Source organism: Trichocoleus sp. FACHB-6 (assembly GCF_014695815.1).
GTDB lineage: Bacteria > Cyanobacteriota > Cyanobacteriia > Cyanobacteriales > FACHB-T130 > Funiculus > Funiculus sociatus.
On record NZ_JACJOY010000030.1, the window covers coordinates 1 to 25,535 of the forward strand.

The window sequence follows — 25,535 nt, forward strand, 5'->3', positions numbered from 1 at the left end:
ATCGCTTGCATGACTTTTTGCCGGAAGTCATCGCTGTAAGGTTTAGCCATAGAAAGGGGTAGACGTAAGCGGTCTCTCTAGTCTACGTCCTAACGAGCATGAATACAGCTATATTTGCCAAAACTTTACCTGAAAATTTCGTAATTATAAGTATATTAATTTACGTGTTTAGCTAATCTCAGTAAATATGATTAGAATTTACCAGAATTTATCTATAGCTACTGCTGGAACTGCTTTAATGCTGGGAATGGGCGCAGGTTTTTTATCTAGTTTAACTCCAGATATAAATGGTTGTAATCTTAGTCCGGATAATGCCGGATGCGTGTTAAATAGACCTATCGATATACAAAGAAGTGCAGAAAGAGCATTCGAAGAAACACTTAACTTTGGTGAGAACGAGGAATAATAGATTAAATATAATACTATGTCTCGATAATTGCTTCGTTGATGGTCGATTAATAGTTAGTAATTATTGATGAGCAGCGGAGGCACTCATTAGCAGCCATAGATATAGCACTCCTAAATGATTCCTCAAGGCTAGATCCCCGACTCTAAGAAGTCGGGGAACTGAAGGGCTGGCTCACAACTCAAATAGGATTGCTACATAACATAATTTAATAGCGATTGAGATTCTCTAAGTCCAACAGATAACTCAAATAGCAACACCCGCCCCTAGAAAGTTTCAGGAGCGGGGGGATAATAACACAGTAGGGGGAATTTATCGCAGAGTGACGAACTCTTCTGCTGTCGAAGGATGAATGCCAACGGTGGCATCGAAGTCTTTTTTGGTGGCTCCCATGTTGACTGCGATCGCGATTCCTTGAATCACCTCAGCGGAATAGTCGCCCACCATGTGAGCGCCCAGCACCCGGTCGGTATTTTTGTCAATTACTAACTTGACCGTGACTTTCTCATCCGCACCCGTCAAACTGTGGAACAGAGGACGGAATCGGGCGCGATAAATTTGCACGTTGTCATCGCCCAACTTTTTCCGCGCATCGGCTTCGCTGATTCCCACCGTAGCGGCTTCTGGCTGGGTAAATACGGCGGAGGCAACATTTTCGTGATTGAATACCCGGCGATTGTTACCAAATTCAGTATCGGCAAAAGCGCGACCTTCACCAATGGCGACGGGGGTTAAATTGATCCGGTTGGTGCAATCGCCTACAGCGAAAATATGAGGTTGGTTGGTGCGGCTGTACTCATCGACTTCGATGGCACAGTTGACGCTGTACCCGTGCAACCTGGGTAAATCTTCGTCCTCACAATTAACAACCTTAACGCCCGCATTCTCCAAACCAAGTTTTCCTAACAAAGGTGCGCGACCGATGGCGGCTAGAACTTGATCTGCGGTGAGGGTTGTATCCGCGTCTTTGCCTTTTTCGGTGAAGACAACCTTTAGACCCTCTGGGGTTTGCTCAATGCCTTTCCCGGTAACATTTGTGATAATGTTGATGCCGTGATGGGACATGGCATCTTGAATGCCAACGCGAATATCGTCATCAAAGCCTTTGAGAATGCGATCGCCTCGAAGCAACAAACTGACTTTCGATCCCAGTCCGTGCATAATACAAGCGAATTCTACAGCAATATAGCCAGCCCCAATAATGACGATGTGCTTCGGCTGTTCCTTGAGGAGAAATATCTCGCGGGAAGTAATAGCATGTTCCATCCCTGGTAAATTCGGCTTGATGGCTTCCCCACCCACTGCAATCAAAATCTTGTCAGCGCTGTACCTTTTTCCATCAACTTCTACGGTATGAGGATCTACCAAAGTGGCACGACTCTTAAATAACTCCACCCCAGCTTTTCCCAAAAATCCAATATGCAACTGACTCAGACGGTGGACTTCCTTGTCGATAGTCGTCATCAGATGCTCCCAGTTTAAGCTTCTCTCTCCCAGAGTCCAGCCATAGCCTGCGGCATCCTCAAACAGGTGGGAAAATTTAGAGGCGTAGACCATGAGCTTTTTAGGGATACAACCACGGATGACGCAGGTACCGCCGACTAAATCTCCTTCTGCGATCGCTACCTTTGCCCCATAGCTAGCCGCCCGTTTTGATGCCGCTAGACCGCCAGAACCCGCCCCAATCACAAATAAATCGTAATCAAATGTCATGATGGCAAATACTCTCTTTTCTTAACCAGTGTAAAAGACACAGGCTTTGAGGGTGTTTATCTTGAGCAAAAAGGAAGTGGGGATTGGGAATTTTCTGTGTAGCGCTTGTAGTCTCTTGTCCCCTCCTGTCCAGTTTCCCCGTAGCCAAAGCAAATGAAAGTCTTAGCTTATACTTGTTACTTGAAAACTTTCAGGGTGCAAATTTCGTCTTTATGGTGGGGAATACTAAATTGAGGCGTACAGAAAGCTTATTTGATCTACCGATGCTCTTAAGTTAAATTTTCTGGAATCGCCTGTATTCACAGGGAAGCACACTTAAAAATTCAGTGAGGCAAAATGGAAAGACAACAGCGTGGTGTAACCGTTTGGTTTACGGGTTTAAGCGGTGCAGGTAAAACCACCATTAGCAAGGCAGTAGCCCAAGCTTTACAGGCACGGGGATACAAGGTTGAAATTCTCGACGGTGACATTGTGCGCGAAAACCTAACTAAGGATTTGGGATTTAGTAAACAGGATCGGGACGAGAACATCCGCCGCATTGGTTTTGTGTCTCAACTGCTGACGCGAAATGGGGTAATAGTAATTACTTCAGCAATTTCACCGTATCGGGAAATTAGAGAAGAAGTGCGATCGCGTATCGGGGATTTTGTTGAAGTCTATGTCAATGCACCGCTAGAAACTTGCGAACAGCGCGACGTTAAAGGCTTGTATAAGAAAGCTAGAGCTGGAGAAATTAAACAGTTTACTGGTATTGATGACCCTTATGAGCCGCCTCTCAACCCGGAAGTAGAATGTTCTACAAACGCCGAAAGCATAGCTCAAAGCATGGAAAAAGTGATATTCAAGCTAGAAGAAATGGGCTATGTTAAACCATTAGGCATTTTTAGCAACAATGGCAAATTAGTAGCAAATAGTTATGTAATCTAGTCTCGTTAAGAGTCTCCAACTGGGAATGCTACACCAGTCGTAAATAATTCGTGAAGGCAAAAGACCCGACTTCTCTAAGAAGTCGGGTCTTTTGAAACAACTTTGCCGAGGAAAGCTCTAGTAGTGAAGCGACCGCCTTACTACTAGAGCTTTTCTTGCCTTTGGGAGAGGCAGAGACTCGAAGGAAACCAACGTTGCTTATTTTTTAGGTGAATTGGGGGAAGTGCGGGTTGAGGAACCGCCAGCATCAGTATGGGCATTACGTGGAGTCGGAACATCACTTTGCAACTGTTGCCGACCGTTGCGGATTACCTTTAACATATCGTTAAGCTGCTGCTCGATATTTACAAGAACTCGATCGGCGTAATCGTCAGCTCCATTTTGAATGTCTTCAGCTTCTTGCATAGCAAGCGATCGCATCTCTTGTAGTTCCTGTTGTGCTTGTAGGCGCATTCGCTCAATCTCAGAGATTGTTTGCTCACTCATCGCTTCGCACTCCTGCTGCACAGCTTGCCGGATTTGTTGAGCTTCCCGTTCGGCTTGTCGGATAATGCCCATTTCATCCAAAATCTGATCGGCGCGTCGTTCAGCCGCCTCAATGATCTGCTGTGCATACTCCTCGGCTTGCAGGAGAATTTCTTCTTTGTGGCGGACAATTTCTTCCGCTTCCTGAAAAGCCGATGGCAAATTAATCCGCACCAGATCCAACTGATCCAGCAACGGTTCCTCATCAATCAAGCGGATACCAGTTAAAGGGATACGCCTACTATCGAGAATCATTTCCTCAATTCGGTCGAGTTCCCCCTGAATATCTACACCGGATGATCCACTATCGGGTAATTCATTTTCCGGGAAGCGTCCACTACTGTCGGGGTCGAGTCGGGAAGAGTCTTGGCGTAACATCGGTAGATATCTAAGGCGACGTGCTGGGGAACAAGATGATCAACAGAGCCGCCAAATCTGGCAATCTCTTTCACTACGCTACTACTTAAAAAACTGTACTCGTTAGAAGTAGCCAGAAAAACCGTCTCAATCTGCTCGAAAAGCGTTTTATTAGTGTGAGCCATCTGTAGCTCATGTTCAAAGTCAGAAAGCACCCGCAAACCGCGCAGCAGCACACCTGCCCCCCGCATTCTGGCATAATTAACCGTCAAACCATCAAAGCTGTCTACTTCTAGATTTTGCAAGCCTTGGGTAGATATGCGTATCTGCTCTATCCGCTCCTCCACTGTAAACAGTGGCGTTTTGTTAGGATTACGCAGCACGGAGACGATCACCTGCTCAAAAAGGCGACAGCCGCGCTTAATGATGTCCAAGTGACCTAGGGTAATCGGATCGAAGCTGCCTGGATAAATTGCAATCACGGGGGATAAGTCTCAGCTAGCTTAAGGCAATTTTACTGGTTCCTTAGCCCAAAAACTGCGAATTTTTAAATGTTATTGGCGATTGTCACCAGCGCGATCGCTTTTTGCCCCCCTGAAAGAGCGTATCCAGCACTCTTTGGGGAATAGCTATACTAGCGGACGCACTATACACCAAGATAATCGATGGATGCGATCGCCAGAATCCTCATCACTCTATCATTGCCAGGTTTCATACTCCTGACGCAATTGCGTGGTTCAGTTGGTGACGCAGCTATTAGCACAGCGCTGGGAAAGCTCGGTTCCCCCTTGGGTGCAGCGGTTGGTTTGATAATTTTAGTAATTGTCGGATTAATTGCCAACGCTTTGAGCAAAATTGTTGTTGATGGTTTGCTAATCTGGTTTTATCAAAAGCGCTGCAACTCTGAACCTGAAGAAACCCTCCTTAAAGAGATTGACAAATTCCCACTTTCTACTGACTTGAAAATTAAGCTCAAATGGGCTGTTACTAAGAGGATGTTTTAAAAGGGTCAAATTGGGTTCTGAAAGCTACCTTAGAAGGAGACTAAGTAGCCTCAACCGTTGATTCTATCGTAGTAAAGCCTGAGTAGTTGAAGTAGCCAAAGTCGGTCAAGGAGACTTTTAAAACATCCTCTAAAAACCTTATCCGCCCTTTTCCTCAAGGAAAACGCCTCCTCAAAAAAGGATTTACCTTCTTAACTGTTGTCCTAGCCCTTTTCTCTCTGGCTGGTTATTTTGGAAGATTCCACCAATTATTAGAACTTACTTCCCATTTCAAGCTTCAATATTTAATTCTTAGCTTTTGTCCTTTTATTTTCTTTTTACTCAGACCACGCAGAAAAAAGCTTTTATTTATTATTACTCTACTTTGTATAATTTTAAACTTGCTTGAGGTTCTGCCTTGGTATATTCCTCAGCCAGCGATAGCATCTGAACAATTACAACAAAGTTCTAAATTTTTACTATCGAATGTATATTATAAAAATAAAAATTATTCTAGAATTATTTCACTAGTTAGAGAAGAAAGACCAGATGTTGTTTTTTTTTAGAGGTCAACAATCTTTGGTCAAAAGAGTTAGAACAATTACAAGATATTCTTCCATACACTTTTACCTCAAAAATGCCTGAAAAAAGCCTAAATCTACAAATCTATAGTAAACTGCCTGTGGAAAACACCCAAATAAAATCTTTGGGAGAAGGTAGACCTGCTTTACTGGCGGATGTAACTATTCAAGGAAAAGTGGTGTCAATTATCGCCACTCATCCTAATATCCCCACTAGAAACTCTTCTTTTAAACAGCGTAATCAGCAGTTTAAAGCGATAGGAGATTATGTTCGAGAAATTAAAAATCCAGTTGTGTTACTGGGAGATTTGAATACAACTATGTGGTCGCCTTTTTATCAAAAAATGGTAGATAATGCTGGACTTATTAATACTCGGCAGGGGTTTGGCATCTTACCAACATGGAAAACTCCTATTCCGTGGGTTTATATTCCCTTAGATCATTGTTTAGTCAGTCCAGAAATCCAGGTTAAGAATTTTCGCAGAGGTAGGGATGTGGGGTCAGATCATCGGCCCGTAATTGCCGATATAGTAATCCCTAAAAAACCTTAAAGTAGGATTTGTGGGGTTTCGTTACTTGAAACACCGCGCCCCTCAACCTACTACAATTGTTGTAAACAGCAACAATAATAAATTTAACAGTGCCTCTACCAGCAAAATTAACAACCAAACAAAAGGCTCTATTTTTTCAACAATTCGCAAGTTTGCTGAATGCCATGTCGATACAGCAAAGCTTAAACTTGGCGGTAAAAGGTCAAAATTCTGCTTTTGGAAGCTATTTACAGAAAGTAGCAGTAGCTGTGGGAACAGGTCAAAGTTTGGCGGGGGCGCTTGCTCTTGATTCTCGATATTTTGACAGTTGGACGATAAGCTTGATAGGCTATTCAGAATATAGTGGATCGTTAACAGAAGCTTTTAAAAAACTAGCGATCGCACACTTTACCCAAGCCAAACGAGAACGCCTCTATCGTTCGGTACTCCAAAGCGCGATCGCGCTGATTTGGAGTCTGTTGGTACTCGCAGCTGCAATTTTCAAGCGTAACCCCCAAAATCTCACCCATCCTGGTTTTTGGCTGTGCAGTATTGGGTTAGCATTGCTTTTAGTTGGTGTAAGTTTGTTGAGTTTTCGCTTTCCAGGTAGAGGGTTACAGCGGTTAGCAGCGAAACTTCCCGTTTTGGGGAAAATAATCCAAACGCGATCGCTACTTTATTTTACCGAGTTGGCGTTGCCCTTAAGTTGCGGTATTCCCATCCTCACCGCCTTAGAATTATTGCGATCGCATATCCCCGATCCTCAGATATCAACCCATGTCGCGAAAGCTTCTCGACAAATTCGCGCCGGAAGAACCCTCAGTGAAAGCCTACAAAGCAAATTACCGCCAATTGCAATTCAGTATATTCGCACTGGCGAAGAAACAGGAAATCTCGACGAGGCGTTACTAAAAATGGGGGAATATTACGAAAGCGAGTTAGATCGAAGCTTGCAACAGTTACAGGGCATCTTGCGCCCTGCGAGTATTATAAGCTTAGGATGTTTGGTGGCGTTAGTAGGAATTAGAGCGATTAACTCGCTAATAAACCCGCTACCAACTTAAGCTGAGAGGAAGAAGTTAATCGTGTTTCTCTGCACCTCGGAAATATTTTTTCTTACTAGATAAGCAATGTCCTACTATATAGCAATCCTATTTAAGTGAATGAGTATTCGCCCTGTAGGGACATGGCACTGCCATGTCCCTACAGGGTTTCACGCATAATTTAGGTTACTATAGAACCATCAAAATCTATCCAAAAGAATAAAATATAATTTTAATTAATAAAACTTGCACATCGCGTAAAATATTATCCAAAAGCTATCGGAATTAAAGATGAAAGCAGTGTTGATGACAGAAGCTGGCGAAGCTGAAGTTTTACAACTTCAAGAAGTACCAGATCCCACCATAGAAAAAGATACAGAAATCTTGGTGCGTCTCCATGCAGCGGGAATTAACCCAATTGATACAAAATTGCGGGGACGCGGCACTTTTTATCCCGATAAAATGCCAGCTATTTTAGGTTGTGATGGTGCTGGCGTGGTGGAAGCTGTGGGTGATGCAGTGCAGCGATTTCAAGTAGGAGATGAGGTGTATTTCTGCTGTGGTGGATTGGGTGCTAAGCTGGGCAATTATGCACAAAAAGCTGTGGTAGATGAGCATTTTGTTGCTAAGAAACCTGCATCGTTGAACTTTGCTGAAGCGGCTGCTGCACCTCTAGTTTTAATTACCGCCTGGGAAGCCTTATATGAACGAGGACGTTTGGAACCTAGAGAGAAGACATTAATTCATGCTGGTGCTGGTGGTGTTGGTCATGTAGCAATTCAACTAGCTAAATTGAAAGGTGCGGATGTTTGTACTACTGTCAGTTCTGAAGAAAAGGCTGAGTTTGTCCGCGAGTTGGGTGCGGATCAGGTAATTTTTTATAAAGAAACAGACTTTGTGCAAGCTACTCTAGATTGGACTGGAGGAGAGGGCGTAGATTTAGCTTTTGATACGATAGGCGGGGAAACATTTTATAAAACTTTTCCGGCGGTGCGGGTTTACGGGGATGTGGTGACGATTTTGGAGCCTGACCCAGCTTATATTAATTGGAAGACAGCGCGATCGCGCAATCTCAGAATCAGCTTTGAACTGATGCTAACTCCGATGTTGCAGGGACTTGTGGAAGCGCAACAGCACCAGGCAGAAATTTTAGAACAATGTGCAACCTGGATTGATGAAGGTTCGCTGAAAATTCGCCTTAGTAAAACCTTCCCTTTAGTAGAAGCAGCAGCAGCTCACAAAATGTTAGAGGCTGGGTCAGTTACAGGGAAAATTGCCTTAGTAATTGATTAGCAATAATTCGACTATGGACTACAGTTTTGCCGGTTGCTTCATTACCTCCAAAAGTGCAGTTAAAGCGTCATCTTCCGAGGAATTAACTTGTCCATCAAGCCAAGCAATGCTGACAGCTTTGGGAAGTGCGATCGCTGCTAAGTCTGGGTCAATTCCTGCCATCAGGCGGTCAAGCGACTGGGGAACTTTCAGCGCCGACCTGATGCCTAGTAGCATTTGCTCATCTAAACCCAGCCCTTGCAGCTGATGAGATCGGATTTCCCAACCAACTCTCACCTCCGGTTCGGCAACTTGAATTAAATAGGCAAACAAGCGCTGTAGCTTACTTTGTTGCTGAGGTGTCAACTGAGGCTGTAAATACTCGACTGGGACATCATTTGCTTCTTGGTTGAGATTGTGGACAATTTGCTGCCAGTCGTGAGAGTCGCACCCTTCGGGTTTGCCTACTGTCAAACAAATAGAAATTTTTTGGTCAGAGTCCGCCTCCAGGTGAGTCACCTGTGCCTGTACACCAAGAAATCCCAGCCATTGGGCTATCGTCGAAATTAGTGTGGAACGAGTTGCCAAAGAGTTAGCCAGTGACCGAATTTGAGTGCGAACCATTGGGCGCACGATTTGCGAAAGCATAAGACAGCGTTACTAAATTTGCTCGATTTTATATCTTTCAGAACTTACGCACTTGCCGTGAACTAAAGTTCCGGCTCAAAGCCCAAACCCATTGAAATGGGTTGGTTTGAGGTTTTTTAGTCAGTTTCAACTGACTTGGGCTTTCAGCCAGGAAATTGATTTCCTGGTTCCCAGTGCGTAACTCCTATCTTTATTAACCCTTGGGCGCGCAATTTGTACTGTTTCCAACACAACTTTTGCAGGATTAATTGTGAGTCTGTGACCTCTTTCCAACCCACCAGGTGCTAGGGGAGGGGCTTTTTTCGCCCCTTCCCCCTACAAAACATTTATTCGGCTTCCCTCTCCTGTGGGTTAGGGAGAGGCGGGAAGGGGTTGGGGGTTAGGTTTTTTATTCGCTAACCTACAGACGAAGTAATTCAGCCTGTGGGTATATTGTCCATTGGAACTGGTGGAATCGATATTGATTTGTAAAACCAGAAACTATGCCGCAATATTTTGGAAAACTTCCCACAACAGGGGCATCTTGGTCAACTATAGGGGCAGTACAAGGAATACAACGTCACCAGCAGGGTGTAGATTTTGATTGTGGTGGTTCGCATCTTGCCATCAGCATACTAGCAGCAAATTTAATTCGGGTGCGCTTGGCACCAAAGGGCGAATTTATGCCGCGTCGGTCTTGGGCGGTGACACCTGATGATGCAGAATGGTCAGTTGTACCGTTTGAAGTAAAAGAAACTGATGCAGCGGTAGAGATTTTAACAGAACAGCTTCGCGTGCGCGTTCAACGTAACGAGTGTCGTGTAGAGTGTTTTGATAAAGCAGGTCAAGCGATCGCGCACGATACTGGTATGGGAATGGCTTGGCGTACAGGCGCGATCGCAACTTGGAAGCGCATCGAAGCTGACGAACATTTCTATGGCTTTGGCGAACGCACCCGACTACTCGACAAACTAAGCGAAGTTAAGACGAACTGGACACTTGATGCTCTAGATTATGACTCGCTCACTGATGAGATGTACACTTGCATCCCATTTTTTATCGCCCTGCGCCCAAATGTTAATTATGGTATCTTCTTCAACACCACATTCTGGAGTCAATTTGACATTGGTGCAGAAGAACCAGGAGTCTTGCGGATGGAAACGCGAGGCGATGAGTTGGATTATTACATCGTTTATGGTTCCGAACCCGCGCAAATTCTTCGTACCTACACCCATTTAACAGGTAGAATGCCGTTACCGCCGAAGTGGGCTATTGGTTATCACCAATGTCGCTGGAGTTACGAGTCAGAAGATGTGGTGCGGGAACTTGCAGCCGAATTTCGGAAACGTCGCATTCCCTGCGATGTAATTCATCTAGATATTGACTACATGAACGGCTACCGGGTTTTTACCTGGAGTCCGAAGCGCTTCTCGGAACCAGCAAAATTGGTAAGCGAACTGGCGCAGGATGGCTTCAAGACGGTAACTATTATAGATCCGGGAGTGAAGTACGAGCCAGAAGGCGATTATCACGTTTTCGACGCGGGTGTTGCAAAAAACTACTTTGTGCGAAAGACTGATGGTGAGTTATTCCACGGCTACGTTTGGCCGGATAAAGCTGTTTTTCCCGACTTTTTGCGTCCGGAAGTGCGAGAGTGGTGGGGTGATTTGCACCGCAGTTTAACTGAGGCGGGTGTTGCTGGGATTTGGAATGATATGAACGAACCAGCGATCGCAGATCGTCCTTTCGGAGATCCTGGGGAAAAAATTTGGTTTCCCGCCGATGCGCCGCAAGGTTCCGAAGCAGAACGCACTACCCACGCCGAAACTCATAACTTATACGGACAGTCAATGGCGCAAGCTGCTTATGAAGGCATGAAAAAATTGCGTTCTAATCAGCGCTCGTTTATCTTAACCCGATCCGGTTTTGCCGGGGTTCAGCGCTACTCTTCCGTATGGATGGGCGATAATCAATCGTTGTGGGAATACCTGGAAAACTCACTGCCGATGCTCTGTAATATGGGATTATCGGGTGTGGCTTTTGTCGGGTGCGATGTTGGCGGTTTTGCCGGAAATGCCACTGCTGAGTTATTCGCGCGGTGGATGCAAGTGGGGATGCTGTACCCCTTGATGCGCGGACACTCGGCGATGACGACAGCGCAGCACGAACCTTGGGTATTTGGCGATCGCACAGAAAATATCTGCCGCGAATACATTAATCTCCGCTACCAGCTGCTACCTTATTTCTACACTCTTTTCTGGGAAGCCGCGACCACAGGCGCACCGATTTTGCGCCCTTTGCTGTATCATTTCCCCAACGATACCCACACTTATAAACTTTACGATCAGGTATTGCTCGGTTCGTCGCTGATGGCTGCACCCGTTTATCGTCCGGGAGTTGAATACCGCGCTGTATATCTTCCCGAAGGCACTTGGTACGACTGGTGGACTGGAGAGCGTTATGAAGGATCGACGCATATTTTAGCACACGCACCTTTAGAAAAAATGCCGCTTTACGTGCGTGCTGGTGCGATCATCCCAATGCAGCCTGTGATGCAGTATGTTGATGAGCATCCATTAGAGGAACTTACTCTTTGCATCTTCCCCGGAAATGGCGAATTTACGCTTTACGAAGATGATGGGCATACTTTTGAATATCAAAATGGTGCTTGGGCGACTACAACCTACCGTGTTAGTTCTGAGGGACTGGAAACAATTGTAGATATCGAGGCGCGTCAAGGGCAATGGACACCAAGCCGCCAAACCATTGTACAAGTGGTTGGTGTGGGCGAACAGCGTTTCGTTGATGATGGCACTTCCCGCCAGCTGAGGTTTTAAGTTTAAACGCTTGCGATCGCGCGATCGCGCCGCAACGCAGAGGTGCGTTGAAGTAGGCGATCGCGTCTATCTCTATCTTTTGTCACTTTTGAATATGTCCACAGACTGATGAAAAACATTAATTAAATCTTAAATGTTTTTATTTTTAATAAAAATATATCCTTCTGGCTGTATTTTTGGCAAAGAAACATTTCTAACTGGTGTAAAAAAACATACAAATCAGAGCTTAATATAGGGCAAACTTTACACAAGCTTTAAATTTGATTCACTTTTCAAAGGTCTAAATACGGCTATTTATGGCGAATACGCCCTTTATATGCAGGTAATCCGCCTGGGGATCAAAGGATATAGATTATATTTCTTAGGACTGAATTAATTAAAAATCCTTAAATTTGCTGGCTAATTAGGAATGATGGGGACATAATAGAAAAGAAAGCTCAATCTTTTTTATGTAAGCCTTCAGGAGTAAACAGCAAGAAAAAGTCATTATGCGTTGAGGCGTAGGGCATACGCCAATACAATTAATTTACTATTTTTACTTCTGAATCTTTACAATTTTTAAAATATTGAGTTTAGCTAAATTAACAATTTAGCTAATTTTTATCTAGCGGCATTGCTGCTAAATTTGACAAATTTTTTCTTTAAGAAACTGACTCAAATGAAGACTTTAAAAATGGAAATAGTCCAAGCAATTAGATGCCCAAACTGTGGCAGTCCGGCAGAACGTCACTATATTAATAGTAGTAACCTGACTCGGACACAATGCCACAGTTGCGACTACTTGATGGTGACTTGCTCTCTCACTGGCAAAGTGATAGAAGCTTATGCGCCTGGACTATACGCCCATAAATAAAAAGTAAAAAAAGGCAAAAGAATTCTTTTGCCTTTTTAGATTCGTGATCAGAGTTTACTTTTTACTGGCACGAAGTTGTCCGCAAGCTGCATCTGCTTCCAAACCACGCGAGTAGCGGATGCTAACAGCAATATGTTGCTTTTTCAAAGCGGAAACAAAAGATTGAATCCGGATAGAACTAGGACGCTGATAATCGGCTTCTTGAATAGGATTGTAGGGAATTAAATTAACGTGACACTGGAAACCCCGCAACTGTTTGCCTAATTGTTCGGCGTGTTCTGGGAGGTCGTTTACACCTGCCAGCAAGATATATTCAAAGGAGATGCGACGACGAGTTATCTCTACGTACTCGCGACATTCTACTAATAACTCGTCTAGAGGATAGCGATGTGCGGTAGGGATGAGTTTTTCGCGTAGCGCCTGATTTGGGGCGTGCAGACTGACGGCAAGGGTGACTTGCAGTTGATGTTTAGCGAGTTGGTGAATGCGATCGCGTACTCCCACCGTAGAAACTGTCATCCACCGCTGTCCAATTCCCACATCTTTGTTCAAAGATTCAATTGCACCGAGTACATTATCTGTATTCAGCAACGGTTCGCCCATCCCCATAAATACAATGTGGCTAACTCGTCGCCCGAAGTCTTCCTGAACCGTCAACACCTGATCGATGATTTCATGTTTGGCGAGGTTGCGGATGAAACCTCCCTTACCAGTGGCGCAGAAGTCGCACGCCATCGGACAACCCACCTGAGACGATACGCAGACAGTAAAGCGTTTTTCGCTGGGAATACCAACAGTTTCGATAATTTGACCGTCAGCAAGTCGCAGCAGATATTTTACCGTTTTGTCTGGGGCGACCGAGCGGTAATGTAGGGTTGAGCGTCCGATGGGGAAATCGGCTACTTGGTCGCGCCACTGTTTAGAAAATACAGTAATCTCAGAAAGCGATCGCGCCCCTTTTTGATAAATCCACTGATATAGTTGCTGTCCCCGATAAGCGGGTTGTCCCTGTTCCTCAACCCATTGGGTTAATTCTGACTGGGTTAAACCCAACAGGGGACGAGTTAAGGTTTTGGTAGACGAATCGGTAGTAATCATAGGAGTAACTTGAGACATAGCAGTAAATCTTTCTAGGATCTCTATGCTATAGCTTCTGGCTTAAAAGTGGAGTAGGGTATAGCTGTTGACATAGCAAGACTCGAAGCAAGCATCCGATACACTATTGAAGTGCGATGCTCACATGAAAGCAAAGCACATTAACGGGTCGATCCCCAAGATACGATCAACCAAAGCCCATGCTTCTTGATATTTCCACTTTGCCTCTAGCTTTTCAATTTGCCTCCCCAGGCCCGACTCTAGTTGAACTGGGGCCTTTTTTAACCATCCGTTGGTACGGCCTTTTAATTGCCTCAGCGGTATTAATTGGGGTAAGCCTTTCTCAGTATCTGGCGAAGCGCCGTAAAGTCAACCCAGACATAATCAGCGACTTGGCACTATGGCTAATCGTTTCGGCAATTCCCAGCGCCCGACTCTACTATGTTTTGTTTCAGTGGTCAGAGTACGCCCAAAAGCCAGGTGATATTATTGCGATCTGGAAAGGTGGCATTGCCATTCACGGAGCCATAATCGGCGGTAGCTTGGCAGCTTTGATTTTTGCCCGACTTCAAAAAATTCCCTTCTGGCAATTAGCCGACTTGGTAGCGCCCTCTTTGATTCTCGGTCAAGCAATCGGACGTTGGGGCAATTTCTTCAATTCTGAAGCCTTCGGTCGTCCGACAAATCTGCCCTGGAAACTATTTATTCCTTACCCTAATCGTCCGGCTGGGTACAAAAATTTTGAGTATTTCCATCCTACCTTTCTCTATGAATCTCTTTGGAATTTAATGGTATTTGGATTACTGATAACTTTGTTTTTTCGAGATTTGAAGAGACCACGCCTCAAATTGGGTACTCTCGCTTTAGTTTACATGGTGGCTTATAGTGCCGGCCGCGTCTGGATTGAAGGATTACGTACCGATAGTCTGATGCTGGGCCCACTGCGGATTGCTCAAGTAATAAGTCTGAGTGGAATGACTCTAGGATTAGCTGGTTTAGCTTGGCTTTATCTATTCCGTCGCTCTCTGCCAGATGTTGTATCATCCCCCAATAATCAGAATGCTGATGAAATTAGTCATTAGCCATTAGCTAATGGGAATAACCAGGATATAGTCATCCTTGCAGAATTGATGAACTTCTCTGTGCCTCTTTCCTGTGCATTTAATTGATTTGAGAAAGTTCACAAATCTGAAGGCGAGAAGACGAGATACCCAACTTCTTCAAGAAGTCGGGTATCTGAAGAACTGGGTCACAACATTAGCAATTCTTCAAAAGACAAAGGAAATTTTGCAAAAAAAAAGCCCTAGAGATTAACTCTAGAGCCAAACCAGGGTGCATCTACCATTACTTGATTACTAGGAAAATCGGAAAAACCCGGAACATTGCCGCAAATAAGCCAAATTTTTTGTTCTACAGCATCTCAGATAATAGATAGCACGGGTGCGGCTCATCAAAACCAACAAATTAAAATCTCTATTTCTCCAATCCCCAATCCCCATTTCCGAGGTTTTACAGTGTCTGATGTAACTGAATCTATCTGTGAAAAATCATTGCCTCCCTTGGCACCAGCAGTTTACATCGTCGGTGCAGGGCCGGGAGATCCAGATTTATTGACTGTCAAGGCGCAAAAATTACTGGCTGTTGCAGATGTAATTTTATTTGCTGATTCCCTGGTTCCCGTGCAGATTTTGCAGGGTGTGCGTGCGGACGCGGAGATTATCCGCACTGGTAATAAAACTCTCGAAGAGATTTTACCAGTGATGATCGAAAGAGTGCGATCGCATAAATCTGTAGTCCGCCTCCACTCTGGCGATCCTAGTCTCTACGGTGCCGTACACGAGCAAATGCAAGCCTTAAATGAGGCAGATATTCCTTTTGAAGTCGTCCCCGGCATCAGCGCCTTCCAAGCTGCTGCTGCCAAACTCAAAGTTGAGCTAACTGTACCAGAATTGGTACAAACTATTATCCTGACTCGCATCAGTGGTAGCGCCTCCGCCGTACCAGAACGAGAAGAGTTAGCATCTCTAGCAGCGCATCAAGCTTCTTTATGTCTTTACCTGGCGGCGCGTCACGTCGAAGATGCACAAGCGAAACTAATGCAACACTACCCCGCCGAGACACTAGTAGCGATTTGCTTTCGCTTAGGGTGGCATGATGAAAAAATTTGGGTAGTTCCCCTGCACCAAATGGCAGCTGTAACTAGGCAGGAAAATTTAATCCGTACCACACTTTATGTAATTAGTCCAGCTTTGAGTAATGTGGCAGGGCAAGAGCCTCTGGCGACGGACAAACGCCGTTCGCGTCTTTACCATCCCGAACACAGCCACCTATTTCGCCAGTCGCCCACATCGCCTTAGCCTGGATGCTTTGCCAACGAAGTTTGCCTTCGCTGCCTTAAATTATATAAAGCCTTTGCGTTGGCAGGCTTTGCTTGTCTAGCGCCACCATGCGACGTAAGCGCACTTTTGTAAGAATATGTTGGAGAAAAACCGCTAATGCAATTCACACGCAGACAATTTATCGCTGTAACCACGCTGGCCGCAGGATTTGCCCTAGCAGTTCACCCGATTTCTGCCCAAGTTATCACTACAGATGCTAAAGGTTTGGTGGCGGGTGAGGTAAAGATTCCTGCTTCAGATGGGGAAATTCCAGCATATAGGGCAATGCCTGCGACTGGCAGCAATTTCCCGGTGGTGTTGGTAGTGCAGGAAATCTTTGGCGTACACGAACATCTACAGGATATATGCCGCCGTTTTGCCAAAATGGGTTATTTAGCGATCGCGCCTGAACTATATGCCCGTCAAGGCGATGTCTCCAAACTCACCGACATTCAGGAAATTATCACCAAAGTTGTCTCGAAAGTTCCAGATGCTCAAGTCATGTCCGATCTTGATGCAACTGTCGCTTGGGCAGCTAAATCAAGTAAGGGGAACGCAGATAAACTCGGAATCACAGGCTTTTGCTGGGGTGGGCGCGTCGTTTGGCTGTATGCTGCCCACAACCCGAACCTAAAAGCTGGAGTTGCTTGGTACGGACGCTTAGTTAGCGAGTCTAGTCCCCTTACTCCCCAACACCCCATTGATATTGCAGACGAGTTAAAAGCACCAGTTCTGGGACTCTACGGCGGCAGTGACAACGGAATTCCTAATGAGACGGTAGAAAAGATGCGTCAAGCTCTCAAAGCCGCAGAGAGTCCTTCGGAAATTGTACTTTACCCAGACACTCCGCACGGTTTCTTTGCCGACTACCGCCCCAGCTACCGGAAAGAGGAAGCTGAGGATGGTTGGAAACGCCTACAGGCATGGTTTAAGCAGCATGGTGTCGCTTGAGAAGCTTAATTTAAAAACCTGCGTAGGTTGAATGGCACTTAACTTTGAGCCGTGAAATAAAGCCGTGAAATAAATTTCACGGCTCAAAGTTAAAACAGGTTGAAATTTATATATAGTAGGCACTTCAGTCCGTTAAAACGGACTGAAGCTTTAAGCCGGAACTTTAGTTAACTGCTTAAGTTAGTACCATTCCGCGTAGGGAATGGTTGAGACACCTTACCCAACACGACCTGAGAATTTGTTGGTCGTTACAAGTCCAACCCACAATTCTTTATAAGCTTCTCACTTGGGTGGAATATATCGCGGTTCTAACATTCAGTCCACGTTAGTAGGGACATGGCATTGCCACGTCCCTACAGATGTATCGCACCCAACCCTTGAAACGCTATATAAGCTTCTCAAAAGCGCGAACTGACAAGTCAGCGCTTCGCGATCGCATCTTCAACAGATCAATTTTTTCGCCCCTCCATAGTTGCTGCGATAACCTGGAGATCAGGTGTCATGTACTTAATCAATATGCGTCAGATACAATGCCCAAAGTGTCTGGGAAGCTTAGAACAAATCGTTTATGCAGCAATTGAAGTAGACCGCTGTATTACCTGCAAAGGAATTTGGTTTGACTCCCTTGAGGTAGAGAAACTAAAAGCCATTAAAGGTTCTGAAAGTTTAGACATTGGCAATCCTCAAACAGGCAGCGAGTTAAACTCATCTAGCGGAGAGGTTAATTGCCCTATATGTCATGAGAAAATGCTCCGCATGGTTGATATCGATCGGCACCGTATATGGTATGAAAAATGCCGAATATGCAATGGTGTTTGGTTAGATGCCGGAGAATTTAAAAATTTCAAGGATAACTTCAAGTCACAAGGACTTGTGGGAAAGTTTAACAAAGTTTTGAGAGGAAATAGACGCTAAACAATTTTGAATTACTCGGTCAGGTAAAATAATTTTTACCTATCGTGGCGCTTAAGTTTATCAATATTGATAAACTTAGCATTGTAGTAGCGATCGCACAGGTAGACCCTTGCTAGACGAACAAGCTAAAAAAACAATTCTGCGTAAGATTCCCCACGGAATCTACATCTGCGGTGTCAAAGATGGCGAAGAAGTTAACGGCTTCACAGCCAGCTGGGTGATGCAGGCATCGTTTAATCCTCCGCTTGTCGTAAATTGCGTCAAGCAGGATTCTAAATCCCACGCCATGATTAAAGCTAGTGGCGTGTTTGCTCTCAGTTTTCTGGAGGCGGGACAACAAGAAATCGCTCAGAAATTCTTCAAACCACAGCGTCGCGTTGGTAATAAGTTTGAAGATGTGGAATTCTATCTGGGAGAAGAAACTGGTTGTCCCATCATCACTGACTCTCTCGGTTATGTAGAATGTAAGGTCGTCGGTGCAGTAGAACAGGGCGATCATACTGTCTATGTCGGAGAAGTAATTGCTGCTAGTGTCCACCGCGAAGGTGATGCGCTTTTACTCGAAAGTACGCCTTGGCAATACGGCGGATAAAGAAGGGAAAAAAAGCTAATTGCTAATGGGGATTGGGGACTGGAAACTGGGGACTAGGAACTGGGGACTGGAAACTGGGGATTGGGGAAAATACTACCTCAATACCTAGTAACCAATAACACGATTAGCAATTAGCAATTAGCAACTAGCAATTAACAAGATTATGCCTCTAATCAAAGTTCAAACTTCTGTTGATTCTCCGGACAAAGCTACAGTTGACGGGTTACTAAAAAGTCTATCGGCAAATTTGGCAAAGCATTTAGGTAAACCGGAATCCTATGTAATGACAGCTTTTGAGCCGAACGTAGCCATGACTTTTGGCGGCACTGTTGAGCCTGCGTGTTACATCGAAATTAAAAGTGTTGGCAACATGAGTTCATCGCAAACTAAGGCAATGAGTGAGGACTTTTGCCAGCAAATTAATGAGAAGCTCCAGGTGTCCAAAAACAGAATATATATTGAGTTTGCTGATGCCAAAGGTTCAATGTGGGGATGGAATAGCTCAACTTTTGGTTAAGCGATCGCTTAGATTTTAGTCCGGTGCGATCGCAACTTTCACTTAAATAAATATTGATGCCTCCCGCCGCTTTGGTTTTACGTTCCTAGAGCGATGTCGTACTGACTACAACTCTTTAGAAGGCGATCGCATTCCTCTCGGCACCTTTCACCCGCAATAAAGCGTCATACTTAAAGAAGAACTTTGCAATATTTCTTTGCATTAAATTTAAGTTGGTCGGGTCAGAAGGGGGAGGGATCGCGGTGCTTAACGAAACTTCAAAAGACACAGAAGACGATAAATCGGAAGACACCTGGGAAAGTGAACTAGAAGAATCAGTAGTAAAGAGGCGGAAACCTAGAGGCGGGGGAAACATTCTTGCGGGATGGCGCGGCGTGGCGATTGGCTTAGGGCTGGGTGTAGCCCTAACAGCAGGAGTTGGGGCTATACGTTCTCGCCCACCATCTACACCCAAGGCTTCCACAACTCAGCCAGCACCGCCTAGCCAAACTGTCACCATCGCCCCAGCAAAAACTACCAACATTGCCCGCAGGCTGGAAACTACTGGTACAGTTGCAGCCCGCGAACTCATACCAGTTTTACCCCAGTCCACAGGGTTACAAGTTCAGAGAGTCCTGCTAGAAGAAGGGCAACTGGTGGAAGCCGGACAAGTGATGGCAGTTTTGGATAATTCCGTGCTGCAAGCGCAACTTGACCAAGCGAAAGCGGATGTAGAATCTAATCGAGCCGTGGTGCAGCAAAGACAAGCTGCCTTAGGGCAAGCCCGCGCTACCCTTGCAGAAGCCCAAACCAATCTCCAGCGCTATCAGCAACTTGCCCAAGCAGGCGCGATCGCTCGTCAAGAACTAGAAACTCGTGCCACAGCAGCTGCAACCGCTAGAGAGGCTGTTCGTCTACAACAAGCGAATATTAGCAGCGCCCAAGCTGATGTTAGAAGTTCTGAGGCGAGGGTGCAACAATTGCAAACTCAACTAGGGCAAACAATTGTTCGCGCGCCCGCCAGCGGGATTGTCGCCGAGAAAATTGCCCGAATTGGGGATGTAGCCAATCCATCCCAAAAGCTGTTTTCGATTATTCGCAATGGACAGATAGAACTTCAGGCAAAGGTTCCGGCAATTCAGCTACCGCAAGTAGAAATTAGTGCGCCAGTGCTTGTCACTTCCGATACCGATAACCGCGTCCGCTTGCAGGGGCAAGTTAGAGAAATTGCGCCTCTGGTTAACGAACAAAGCCGCCAAGCAACGGTAAGAATAGACTTGCCGCCAACTTCGCTGCTGCGACCGGGAATGTTTGCCCGTGCAGCCATTACTACCACAACTACCACTGGGGTCACGGTTCCTGCCAAAGCGGTGCTACCTCAACCGGATGGGAGTGCAGTTGTATTCCTGCTAACGGGTGAAGACACCGTTCAAGCGCAAAAGGTAGAAGTAGGGGAAGTTGAGAGTGGTGGCAATGTGGAAATTCAAAGCGGTCTCAAACCGGGCGATCGCGTAGTTGTCGCAGGTGCTGGATATCTCAAAGATGGCGATAGAGTCCGCATCGCTAATAGCAATTAGCAATTAGCAGCAATTAGCAATTAGCAATTAAAGTTCTATGAACATTTCCGCTTGGTCAATTCGTCGCCCCGTTCCAACGCTGGTCTTATTTTTAGTTTTGACAGTTATAGGCTGGTTTTCTTTTACCAGGCTAGGCATTGATATCAACCCAAATGTTGATGTACCAGCAGTTTCCATCACTGTTACTCAGCCTGGTGCAGGGCCAACAGAACTAGAAACCCAAGTCACCAAACAGGTTGAAGATGCGGTGGCGGGGTTAGGAAATATTGACGAAATTCAATCAACAGTAAACGACGGCATATCAACAACCGTCGTTAATTTTGTGTTGGGGACAGATAGCGATCGCGCCACCAATGATGTCCGCAATGCGATGGCCCAAATTCGCCAAAGTCTCCCTCAAGACATCAACGACCCGATCGTTACACGGCTAGAATTTGCTGGCGGGCCGATTATGAACTACGCCGTAGTTTCCAATCGTCGGTCAGTCGAAGAATTAAGTAACCTGGTTGACCAAACAATTAGCCGCTCTCTGCTATCTGTAAAGGGAGTTTCGCAAATTCGACGGGTGGGCGGCGTTGACCGAGAAATCAGGGTAGACCTCGATCCGTCTCGTCTGCAAGCCCTTGGCATTACCGCCACCCAGGTAAACGACCAGATTGGCGCTTTTAATGTCAACTTACCCGGTGGACGAGCAGAGTTAGGCGGTAGCGAACAAAGCATCCGCACACTTGGCAGCGCCAGCGATGTCAACGTGTTGAAAAGCTATGAAATTGTCCTTCCCAACGGCGGTTCAGTGCCTTTGTCCACTCTTGGTGAAGTAAGCGATCGCTTTGAAGAACCAAGACAAGCAGCGTTGCTGAATAACCAAGCAGTTGTAGCTTTTTCCGTCTTGCGTAGCACTGGCAGCACCTTAGTCACGGTGGAAGAAGGGGTACGCAAACAAGTAGAAGAACTGCGAAAAACTCTACCACCTGATGTCAAGCTAGAACTAATCTTTACCCGCGCTGACTTCATCCGCGAATCTTACGAAGGCACCATCGATGACTTGATCCAAGCGTCGGTGCTGGCAGTACTGACGATTATGATCTTTTTGCGGAACTGGCGGGCAACGTTGATTACTGCGGTAGCGTTGCCGTTGTCCATGCTTCCCACCTTCGCCGTACAGTATTTGCTGGGCTATACCCTCAACAACATGACTTTGTTGGCGTTGGCGCTGGCGGTGGGAAACTTGGTAGATGATGCCGTTGTAGAAATTGAGAACATGGAACGCCACATGGATATGGGCAAAACACCCCTCCAGGCGGCGTTGGATTCGTCGGCAGAAGTGGGTTTAGCAGTGCTGGCCAGCGCGGCGACAATTATCGCGGTGTTTCTGCCAGTGGCGTTTATGGGCGGCATTCCGGGGCAGTTTTTTCAACCGTTTGGGGTGACGGTTGCTGTCTCGACAATCTTTTCAACGCTGGTGGCGCGTACTGTCACCCCGATGATGGGCGCTTATTTACTCAAACCAAAGAAAACCTCACCCTCAAACCTGAATGGGAATGGGGCTAAGAAAAAGGGTAAAAATCGGTTTGGGCCATATCGTTCTTTGCTGCAATGGTCTTTACGTCACAGGTTGACGACGATCATAATTGCGATCGCATTCTTTGCGGGCAGTCTGGCGCTAGTACCGTTTATCCCCAAAGGATTATTTGATAACGGCGATATTGGTTTCTCTGAAGTTTCCGTACAATTACCTCCCGGTTCCACCCTGGAGGACACAAAAGCAGTTGTGCAACAGACAACCAATCTTATTCGCCAAAGTCCAGCAGTTAAAAGTGTCTTAGCGACAACAGAAGTTAATACCGCCAATTTGTTCATCAATCTCAAACCCAAGGAAGACCGCGACCTTTCCCAACAGCAGTTTGAGAACCGGATGCGCGAAGTTTTCCCCCAAATTCCGGGGGCGCGAATCAGTTTCCAAAGTCAGGGTGCAGCAGGAAGCACGAAGGATTTATCAATTGTCCTCAAAAGCGAAAATCCCGAACCTTTAAACTCCGCAGCTGATGCTTTGGAAAAGCAGATGAGAAGAGTACCTGGTTTAGTAGAAGTAACTTCTACTGCTTCTTTGGTAAAACCAGAAATACTGATAATTCCCAATCCCGCAAGGGCAGCAGATTTGGGAGTGACAGTGCAAGCGATCGCGCGAACTGCTTCTCTTGCTACCATCGGCGACAATGAAGCAAATCTAGCTAAGTTTAACCTCCCAGATCGGCAAATTCCCATCCGGGTGCAAATCAACCCGGAAAGGCGGGAGGACATCGACACCTTAAAGAATTTGCAAGTACCAGGGCAAAATGGCACTCTCGTCCCCCTAGTCTCAGTGGCTGATATCCGCTTAGGCAGCGGGCCCGCCCAAATCGATCGCTTTAATCGCGCCCGTCAGGTGTCGGTACAAGCAAACTTGCAAGGCATTTCTCTAGGTGATGCTGTTCAACAGGTGCAGACACTATCTGCCCTGCAAAACCTTCCCCCCGGAGTGGCGCAAGAATCTGCCGGGGATGCAGAAATTATGCAGGAGATTTTTGGTCGCTTTGGTTCTGCAATCGGACTGGCAATCATGTGTATCTATGCCATCCTCGTGCTGTTGTACAACAATTTCCTCCATCCCCTAACAATTATGGTGGCGTTGCCTTTGTCTCTGGGCGGCGCATTGTTGGGCTTGATGATTGCCCAAAAAGCGTTAGGGCTATACGCGCTGATTGGGATTGTCCTATTGATGGGGATTGTGACGAAAAACTCTATCTTGCTAGTTGACTATACGTTAATCAACTTGGAAGAAGGTAAGTCACAGTATCAGGCGTTAATAGCCGCTGGGGTGGATCGTTTACGACCAATTTTAATGACTTCTCTGGCTACCATTGCCGGAACGATTCCCCTAGCTTTGGGACTTGGCGCGGGGGCTGAAGTCCGCAGCCCGATGGGAATTGCGCTGATGGGTGGCTTCACAACTTCTACACTGCTGACGTTGTTGGTGGTGCCAGTTCTATTTACCTATGTTGACAATTTGCAGCGCCGGATTATGCAACTTTTGAAGCACGGGTTTGGCAAAAAAGGGCGGCAGAAAATTAGGGCAGAGGAACGTAGAACGAAGTCCGAGGAGAAGCGATCGCTTCCCGCTACTCCCAACCCAGAACAAGATAAATTCCCAGTCGGTAAGAAGTAGTTAGAGTGCATTTCACAAATAAAACCTCGTAAGTATCAACCTACGGGGTTTTATTTTACAGAAGCGATCGCGCTTGTGAGGTGGAATGCGATCGCATATCTCGTTACGATCTATTTTAGATAATCCTATCTATTGACAAGGATATGTATGGAATCGGTGATCTCAGAACATATTGAAATTACTCCCGGCGTATGTGCTGGTAAACCACGCATTGCTGGACATCGGATTAAAGTGCAGGATGTGGTTATCTGGCACGAAAGAATGGGGCTTTCTCCTGATGAAATCGTCTCCCAGTATCCGGGTATCACTTTAGCAGATGTATACGCTGCCTTGGCGTATTACCACGATAATCTGGAAGAAATTCGACAACAAATTCGAGAGGATGAAGCCTTTGCTAAAGAATTGCAGGTTCAAACTCCTTCTCTTGTTCAGCAAAAACTAAGGAATCGAAATGCCACAAACGATTCGGTTCCACTTGGATGAGAATGTCAACAGTGCAATAGCTGATGGTTTACGACGCCGTGGTATAAATGTCACGACTACAGCAGAAAAAGGGCTAATTTCCTCATCGGATGAGATCCAAATAGAGTTTGCACTTTCCCAAAGTAGGGTAATTTTTACGGCTGACGCGGATTTTCTGCGACTTCATCAAGCTGGTGTCAAACACTCTGGCATTGTTTACTGTTACCAAGGCAGTCGTTCAATTGGTGACATTTTACGCGGTCTAATTTTAATCTGGGAGTTGCTGGAACCCGAAGATATGCGCGATCACGTTGAATTCCTTTGAATGAAGCGATCGCGCTTATAAGGTGGAATGCGATCGCTACTTGTTAAGCTAATTATAAAAATAACTTGTTTGATGCTATCTGCAAGCGATCGCTTAAACATTTCTAACTTCCAACCCCACTATTTGCTTCTATGATCTCAACTCCAAAATCGCGCCATCTAACTTCAGCCATTCCAAAATGGCAACCCGCGACATGGGAAGATTATTTAGCTTACGCTGACGATCCAAACCCAGAAATAGTAGGTTTATTTTTTAATCAGGGATATCTTTTCGTTCAAATGGGTAATGAAGGAATTAACCACGCCGCAGTTAATGAACTATTCACAATGCTCTTTGCTTTCTGGTTTGTGGCTAAACCAGGGCAAATTTTTCATTCTCTAGGCGGTTGCTTAATGGAAAAGCCGAATACACAAGCCGCATCGCCAGATTTAGTTCTTTATCTTGGTGAAAATTACCCAATTTGGCGAGAGGGTGAGCGACGTTACCTTAATTTGAATCAGTGGCGAGTTCCCGATTTAGTAGGTGAAGTGGGTGATACAACTATAGCAACTGATTTGGATGAAAAAAAGCAACTTTATGCAGCTTTGCAAATTCCTGAATATTGGGTTGTTGATGTTAAAAGCGAAAGAGTGCTGGCATTTCGTTTGCAGGATGATGGCAAGTATCAGCAGTACGAATATTCTGTAGCACTTGAAGGGTTGCCGATTTCTTTATTAGAGCAGGCTTTATCACAGCTTAAACAGGGAACTAATGGCAGCGCGGCTATTTGGTTTGCTCAACAGATTGCTAATTTGTAGGAGTTGGGGAGGATGCGATCGCTTTCTCCATTGTGAGCATGAGATTACTAAAAATTAGCAGCCCCCGAATAATTGGGTGATTCCAAAC

General features: G+C 45.6%; 23 protein-coding genes and 1 pseudogene. 19 read left to right on the forward strand and 5 right to left on the reverse strand.

Translation table 11 applies throughout. From position 1 onward, the window contains the following. The first annotated feature begins 187 nt into the window (after positions 1 to 187). On the forward strand, positions 188 to 406 hold the full coding sequence (locus tag H6F66_RS06410; protein ID WP_190419400.1) for a hypothetical protein: 219 nt from the start codon (positions 188 to 190) through the stop codon (positions 404 to 406). A gap of 312 nt (positions 407 to 718) precedes the next feature. On the opposite strand, the gene gor is transcribed toward H6F66_RS06410, so the two are convergent. After that, positions 719 to 2,119 carry a glutathione-disulfide reductase gene (gor, locus tag H6F66_RS06415; RefSeq protein ID WP_190419402.1) on the reverse strand — a complete coding sequence of 467 codons (1,401 nt, stop codon included), beginning with the start codon at positions 2,117 to 2,119 and terminating at the stop codon, positions 719 to 721. Between the two features lie 336 nt (positions 2,120 to 2,455). Here gor and cysC point away from each other — a divergent pair, with 336 nt between their 5' ends. Further along, complete coding sequence (gene cysC, locus H6F66_RS06420; RefSeq protein ID WP_190419404.1) at positions 2,456 to 3,046, forward strand: adenylyl-sulfate kinase; 591 nt, start codon at positions 2,456 to 2,458, stop codon at positions 3,044 to 3,046. Positions 3,047 to 3,244: 198 nt separating this feature from the next. Here cysC and H6F66_RS06425 read toward each other — a convergent pair whose 3' ends face one another. Together H6F66_RS06425 and coaD are read right to left on the reverse strand one after the other, a co-directional pair. Then, a complete protein-coding gene (locus tag H6F66_RS06425) occupies positions 3,245 to 3,949 on the reverse strand; it encodes an ATP synthase F0 subunit B (RefSeq protein ID WP_190419406.1) in 705 nt (234 codons plus the stop codon). Further along, complete coding sequence (coaD, locus tag H6F66_RS06430) at positions 3,859 to 4,410, reverse strand: pantetheine-phosphate adenylyltransferase (protein WP_190419408.1); 552 nt, start codon at positions 4,408 to 4,410, stop codon at positions 3,859 to 3,861. Before coaD ends, H6F66_RS06425 begins: the two co-directional genes overlap by 91 nt. 183 nt (positions 4,411 to 4,593) lie before the next feature. On the opposite strand from coaD, the gene H6F66_RS06435 reads away from it, so the two are divergent. From H6F66_RS06435 to H6F66_RS06450, 4 genes and pseudogenes are all read left to right on the forward strand, one after another. Then, positions 4,594 to 4,932 (forward strand): hypothetical protein, encoded by a 339-nt coding sequence (locus tag H6F66_RS06435; RefSeq protein WP_190419410.1) that lies wholly within the window; start codon positions 4,594 to 4,596, stop codon positions 4,930 to 4,932. Between the two features lie 547 nt (positions 4,933 to 5,479). Next, positions 5,480 to 6,043, forward strand: a pseudogene (locus H6F66_RS06440) (endonuclease/exonuclease/phosphatase family protein); the annotation flags it as partial. An 89-nt stretch (positions 6,044 to 6,132) separates the two neighbouring features. Beyond that, a complete protein-coding gene (locus H6F66_RS29230; RefSeq protein WP_190419414.1) occupies positions 6,133 to 7,086 on the forward strand; it encodes a type II secretion system F family protein in 954 nt (317 codons plus the stop codon). A gap of 270 nt (positions 7,087 to 7,356) precedes the next feature. Further along, positions 7,357 to 8,358: a zinc-dependent alcohol dehydrogenase family protein gene (locus H6F66_RS06450; protein WP_190419416.1), complete on the forward strand. Its 1,002-nt coding sequence runs from the start codon at positions 7,357 to 7,359 to the stop codon at positions 8,356 to 8,358. Positions 8,359 to 8,376: 18 nt separating this feature from the next. Here H6F66_RS06450 and H6F66_RS06455 read toward each other — a convergent pair whose 3' ends face one another. Next, on the reverse strand, positions 8,377 to 8,985 hold the full coding sequence (locus H6F66_RS06455) for a hypothetical protein (protein WP_190419418.1): 609 nt from the start codon (positions 8,983 to 8,985) through the stop codon (positions 8,377 to 8,379). A gap of 482 nt (positions 8,986 to 9,467) precedes the next feature. Between H6F66_RS06455 and H6F66_RS06460 the strand changes: the two genes are divergently transcribed. After that, positions 9,468 to 11,801: a glycoside hydrolase family 31 protein gene (locus H6F66_RS06460; RefSeq protein ID WP_190419421.1), complete on the forward strand. Its 2,334-nt coding sequence runs from the start codon at positions 9,468 to 9,470 to the stop codon at positions 11,799 to 11,801. 673 nt (positions 11,802 to 12,474) lie between these two features. Further along, positions 12,475 to 12,654, forward strand: a complete 180-nt coding sequence (locus H6F66_RS06465; RefSeq protein WP_190419466.1) for a replication restart DNA helicase PriA — start codon at positions 12,475 to 12,477, stop codon at positions 12,652 to 12,654. A gap of 54 nt (positions 12,655 to 12,708) precedes the next feature. Here the strand turns inward: H6F66_RS06465 and rlmN are convergent, their stop codons facing one another. Further along, entirely contained in the window at positions 12,709 to 13,770 is a 1,062-nt protein-coding gene (gene rlmN, locus H6F66_RS06470) for a 23S rRNA (adenine(2503)-C(2))-methyltransferase RlmN (RefSeq protein ID WP_190419423.1), read from the reverse strand. Positions 13,771 to 13,949: 179 nt separating this feature from the next. On the opposite strand from rlmN, the gene lgt reads away from it, so the two are divergent. The 11 genes from lgt (at position 13,950) to H6F66_RS06525 (ending at position 25,447) form a co-directional block, all read left to right on the forward strand. Then, positions 13,950 to 14,831 carry a prolipoprotein diacylglyceryl transferase gene (gene lgt / locus H6F66_RS06475; protein ID WP_190419425.1) on the forward strand — a complete coding sequence of 294 codons (882 nt, stop codon included), beginning with the start codon at positions 13,950 to 13,952 and terminating at the stop codon, positions 14,829 to 14,831. Positions 14,832 to 15,263: 432 nt separating this feature from the next. After that, positions 15,264 to 16,106, forward strand: a complete 843-nt coding sequence (cobM, locus tag H6F66_RS06480) for a precorrin-4 C(11)-methyltransferase (RefSeq protein ID WP_190419427.1) — start codon at positions 15,264 to 15,266, stop codon at positions 16,104 to 16,106. A 138-nt stretch (positions 16,107 to 16,244) separates the two neighbouring features. Next, positions 16,245 to 17,078 (forward strand): dienelactone hydrolase family protein, encoded by an 834-nt coding sequence (locus H6F66_RS06485; protein WP_190419429.1) that lies wholly within the window; start codon positions 16,245 to 16,247, stop codon positions 17,076 to 17,078. Between the two features lie 516 nt (positions 17,079 to 17,594). Then, entirely contained in the window at positions 17,595 to 17,993 is a 399-nt protein-coding gene (locus H6F66_RS06490; protein ID WP_190419431.1) for a zf-TFIIB domain-containing protein, read from the forward strand. Between the two features lie 109 nt (positions 17,994 to 18,102). Continuing rightward, positions 18,103 to 18,585, forward strand: a complete 483-nt coding sequence (locus H6F66_RS06495) for a flavin reductase family protein (protein ID WP_190419433.1) — start codon at positions 18,103 to 18,105, stop codon at positions 18,583 to 18,585. 163 nt (positions 18,586 to 18,748) lie between these two features. Further along, positions 18,749 to 19,102: a phenylpyruvate tautomerase MIF-related protein gene (locus H6F66_RS06500; protein ID WP_190419435.1), complete on the forward strand. Its 354-nt coding sequence runs from the start codon at positions 18,749 to 18,751 to the stop codon at positions 19,100 to 19,102. Between the two features lie 242 nt (positions 19,103 to 19,344). Then, a complete protein-coding gene (locus H6F66_RS06505) occupies positions 19,345 to 20,658 on the forward strand; it encodes an efflux RND transporter periplasmic adaptor subunit (RefSeq protein WP_190419437.1) in 1,314 nt (437 codons plus the stop codon). A 37-nt stretch (positions 20,659 to 20,695) separates the two neighbouring features. After that, positions 20,696 to 23,863, forward strand: a complete 3,168-nt coding sequence (locus H6F66_RS06510) for an efflux RND transporter permease subunit (RefSeq protein WP_190419439.1) — start codon at positions 20,696 to 20,698, stop codon at positions 23,861 to 23,863. A gap of 147 nt (positions 23,864 to 24,010) precedes the next feature. Further along, positions 24,011 to 24,346, forward strand: coding sequence for a DUF433 domain-containing protein (locus tag H6F66_RS06515; protein WP_190419441.1), 336 nt, complete (start codon positions 24,011 to 24,013; stop codon positions 24,344 to 24,346). Then, positions 24,315 to 24,650, forward strand: a complete 336-nt coding sequence (locus H6F66_RS06520; protein ID WP_190419443.1) for a DUF5615 family PIN-like protein — start codon at positions 24,315 to 24,317, stop codon at positions 24,648 to 24,650. The genes H6F66_RS06515 and H6F66_RS06520 overlap by 32 nt, the downstream gene beginning before the upstream one ends. A gap of 131 nt (positions 24,651 to 24,781) precedes the next feature. Next, the gene (locus tag H6F66_RS06525) at positions 24,782 to 25,447 is read left to right on the forward strand and encodes a Uma2 family endonuclease (RefSeq protein ID WP_190419445.1); all 666 of its coding nucleotides are present in this window, start codon (positions 24,782 to 24,784) and stop codon (positions 25,445 to 25,447) included. Positions 25,448 to 25,535 lie beyond the last annotated feature (88 nt).

Coding starts and splice junctions, on each gene's coding strand:
- rlmN (WP_190419423.1), bottom strand. CDS start 13,770: ATGTCTCAAGTTACTCCTATGATTACTACCGATTCGTCTACCAAAACC.
- gor (WP_190419402.1), bottom strand. CDS start 2,119: ATGACATTTGATTACGATTTATTTGTGATTGGGGCGGGTTCTGGCGGT.
- H6F66_RS06460 (WP_190419421.1), top strand. CDS start 9,468: ATGCCGCAATATTTTGGAAAACTTCCCACAACAGGGGCATCTTGGTCA.
- H6F66_RS06515 (WP_190419441.1), top strand. CDS start 24,011: ATGGAATCGGTGATCTCAGAACATATTGAAATTACTCCCGGCGTATGT.
- H6F66_RS06485 (WP_190419429.1), top strand. CDS start 16,245: ATGCAATTCACACGCAGACAATTTATCGCTGTAACCACGCTGGCCGCA.
- H6F66_RS06510 (WP_190419439.1), top strand. CDS start 20,696: ATGAACATTTCCGCTTGGTCAATTCGTCGCCCCGTTCCAACGCTGGTC.
- lgt (WP_190419425.1), top strand. CDS start 13,950: ATGCTTCTTGATATTTCCACTTTGCCTCTAGCTTTTCAATTTGCCTCC.
- H6F66_RS06520 (WP_190419443.1), top strand. CDS start 24,315: ATGCCACAAACGATTCGGTTCCACTTGGATGAGAATGTCAACAGTGCA.
- H6F66_RS06435 (WP_190419410.1), top strand. CDS start 4,594: ATGGATGCGATCGCCAGAATCCTCATCACTCTATCATTGCCAGGTTTC.
- H6F66_RS06490 (WP_190419431.1), top strand. CDS start 17,595: ATGCGTCAGATACAATGCCCAAAGTGTCTGGGAAGCTTAGAACAAATC.
- H6F66_RS06450 (WP_190419416.1), top strand. CDS start 7,357: ATGAAAGCAGTGTTGATGACAGAAGCTGGCGAAGCTGAAGTTTTACAA.
- H6F66_RS06410 (WP_190419400.1), top strand. CDS start 188: ATGATTAGAATTTACCAGAATTTATCTATAGCTACTGCTGGAACTGCT.
- H6F66_RS06465 (WP_190419466.1), top strand. CDS start 12,475: ATGGAAATAGTCCAAGCAATTAGATGCCCAAACTGTGGCAGTCCGGCA.
- H6F66_RS06500 (WP_190419435.1), top strand. CDS start 18,749: ATGCCTCTAATCAAAGTTCAAACTTCTGTTGATTCTCCGGACAAAGCT.
- H6F66_RS06425 (WP_190419406.1), bottom strand. CDS start 3,949: ATGTTACGCCAAGACTCTTCCCGACTCGACCCCGACAGTAGTGGACGC.
- cysC (WP_190419404.1), top strand. CDS start 2,456: ATGGAAAGACAACAGCGTGGTGTAACCGTTTGGTTTACGGGTTTAAGC.
- H6F66_RS06455 (WP_190419418.1), bottom strand. CDS start 8,985: ATGCTTTCGCAAATCGTGCGCCCAATGGTTCGCACTCAAATTCGGTCA.
- H6F66_RS06525 (WP_190419445.1), top strand. CDS start 24,782: ATGATCTCAACTCCAAAATCGCGCCATCTAACTTCAGCCATTCCAAAA.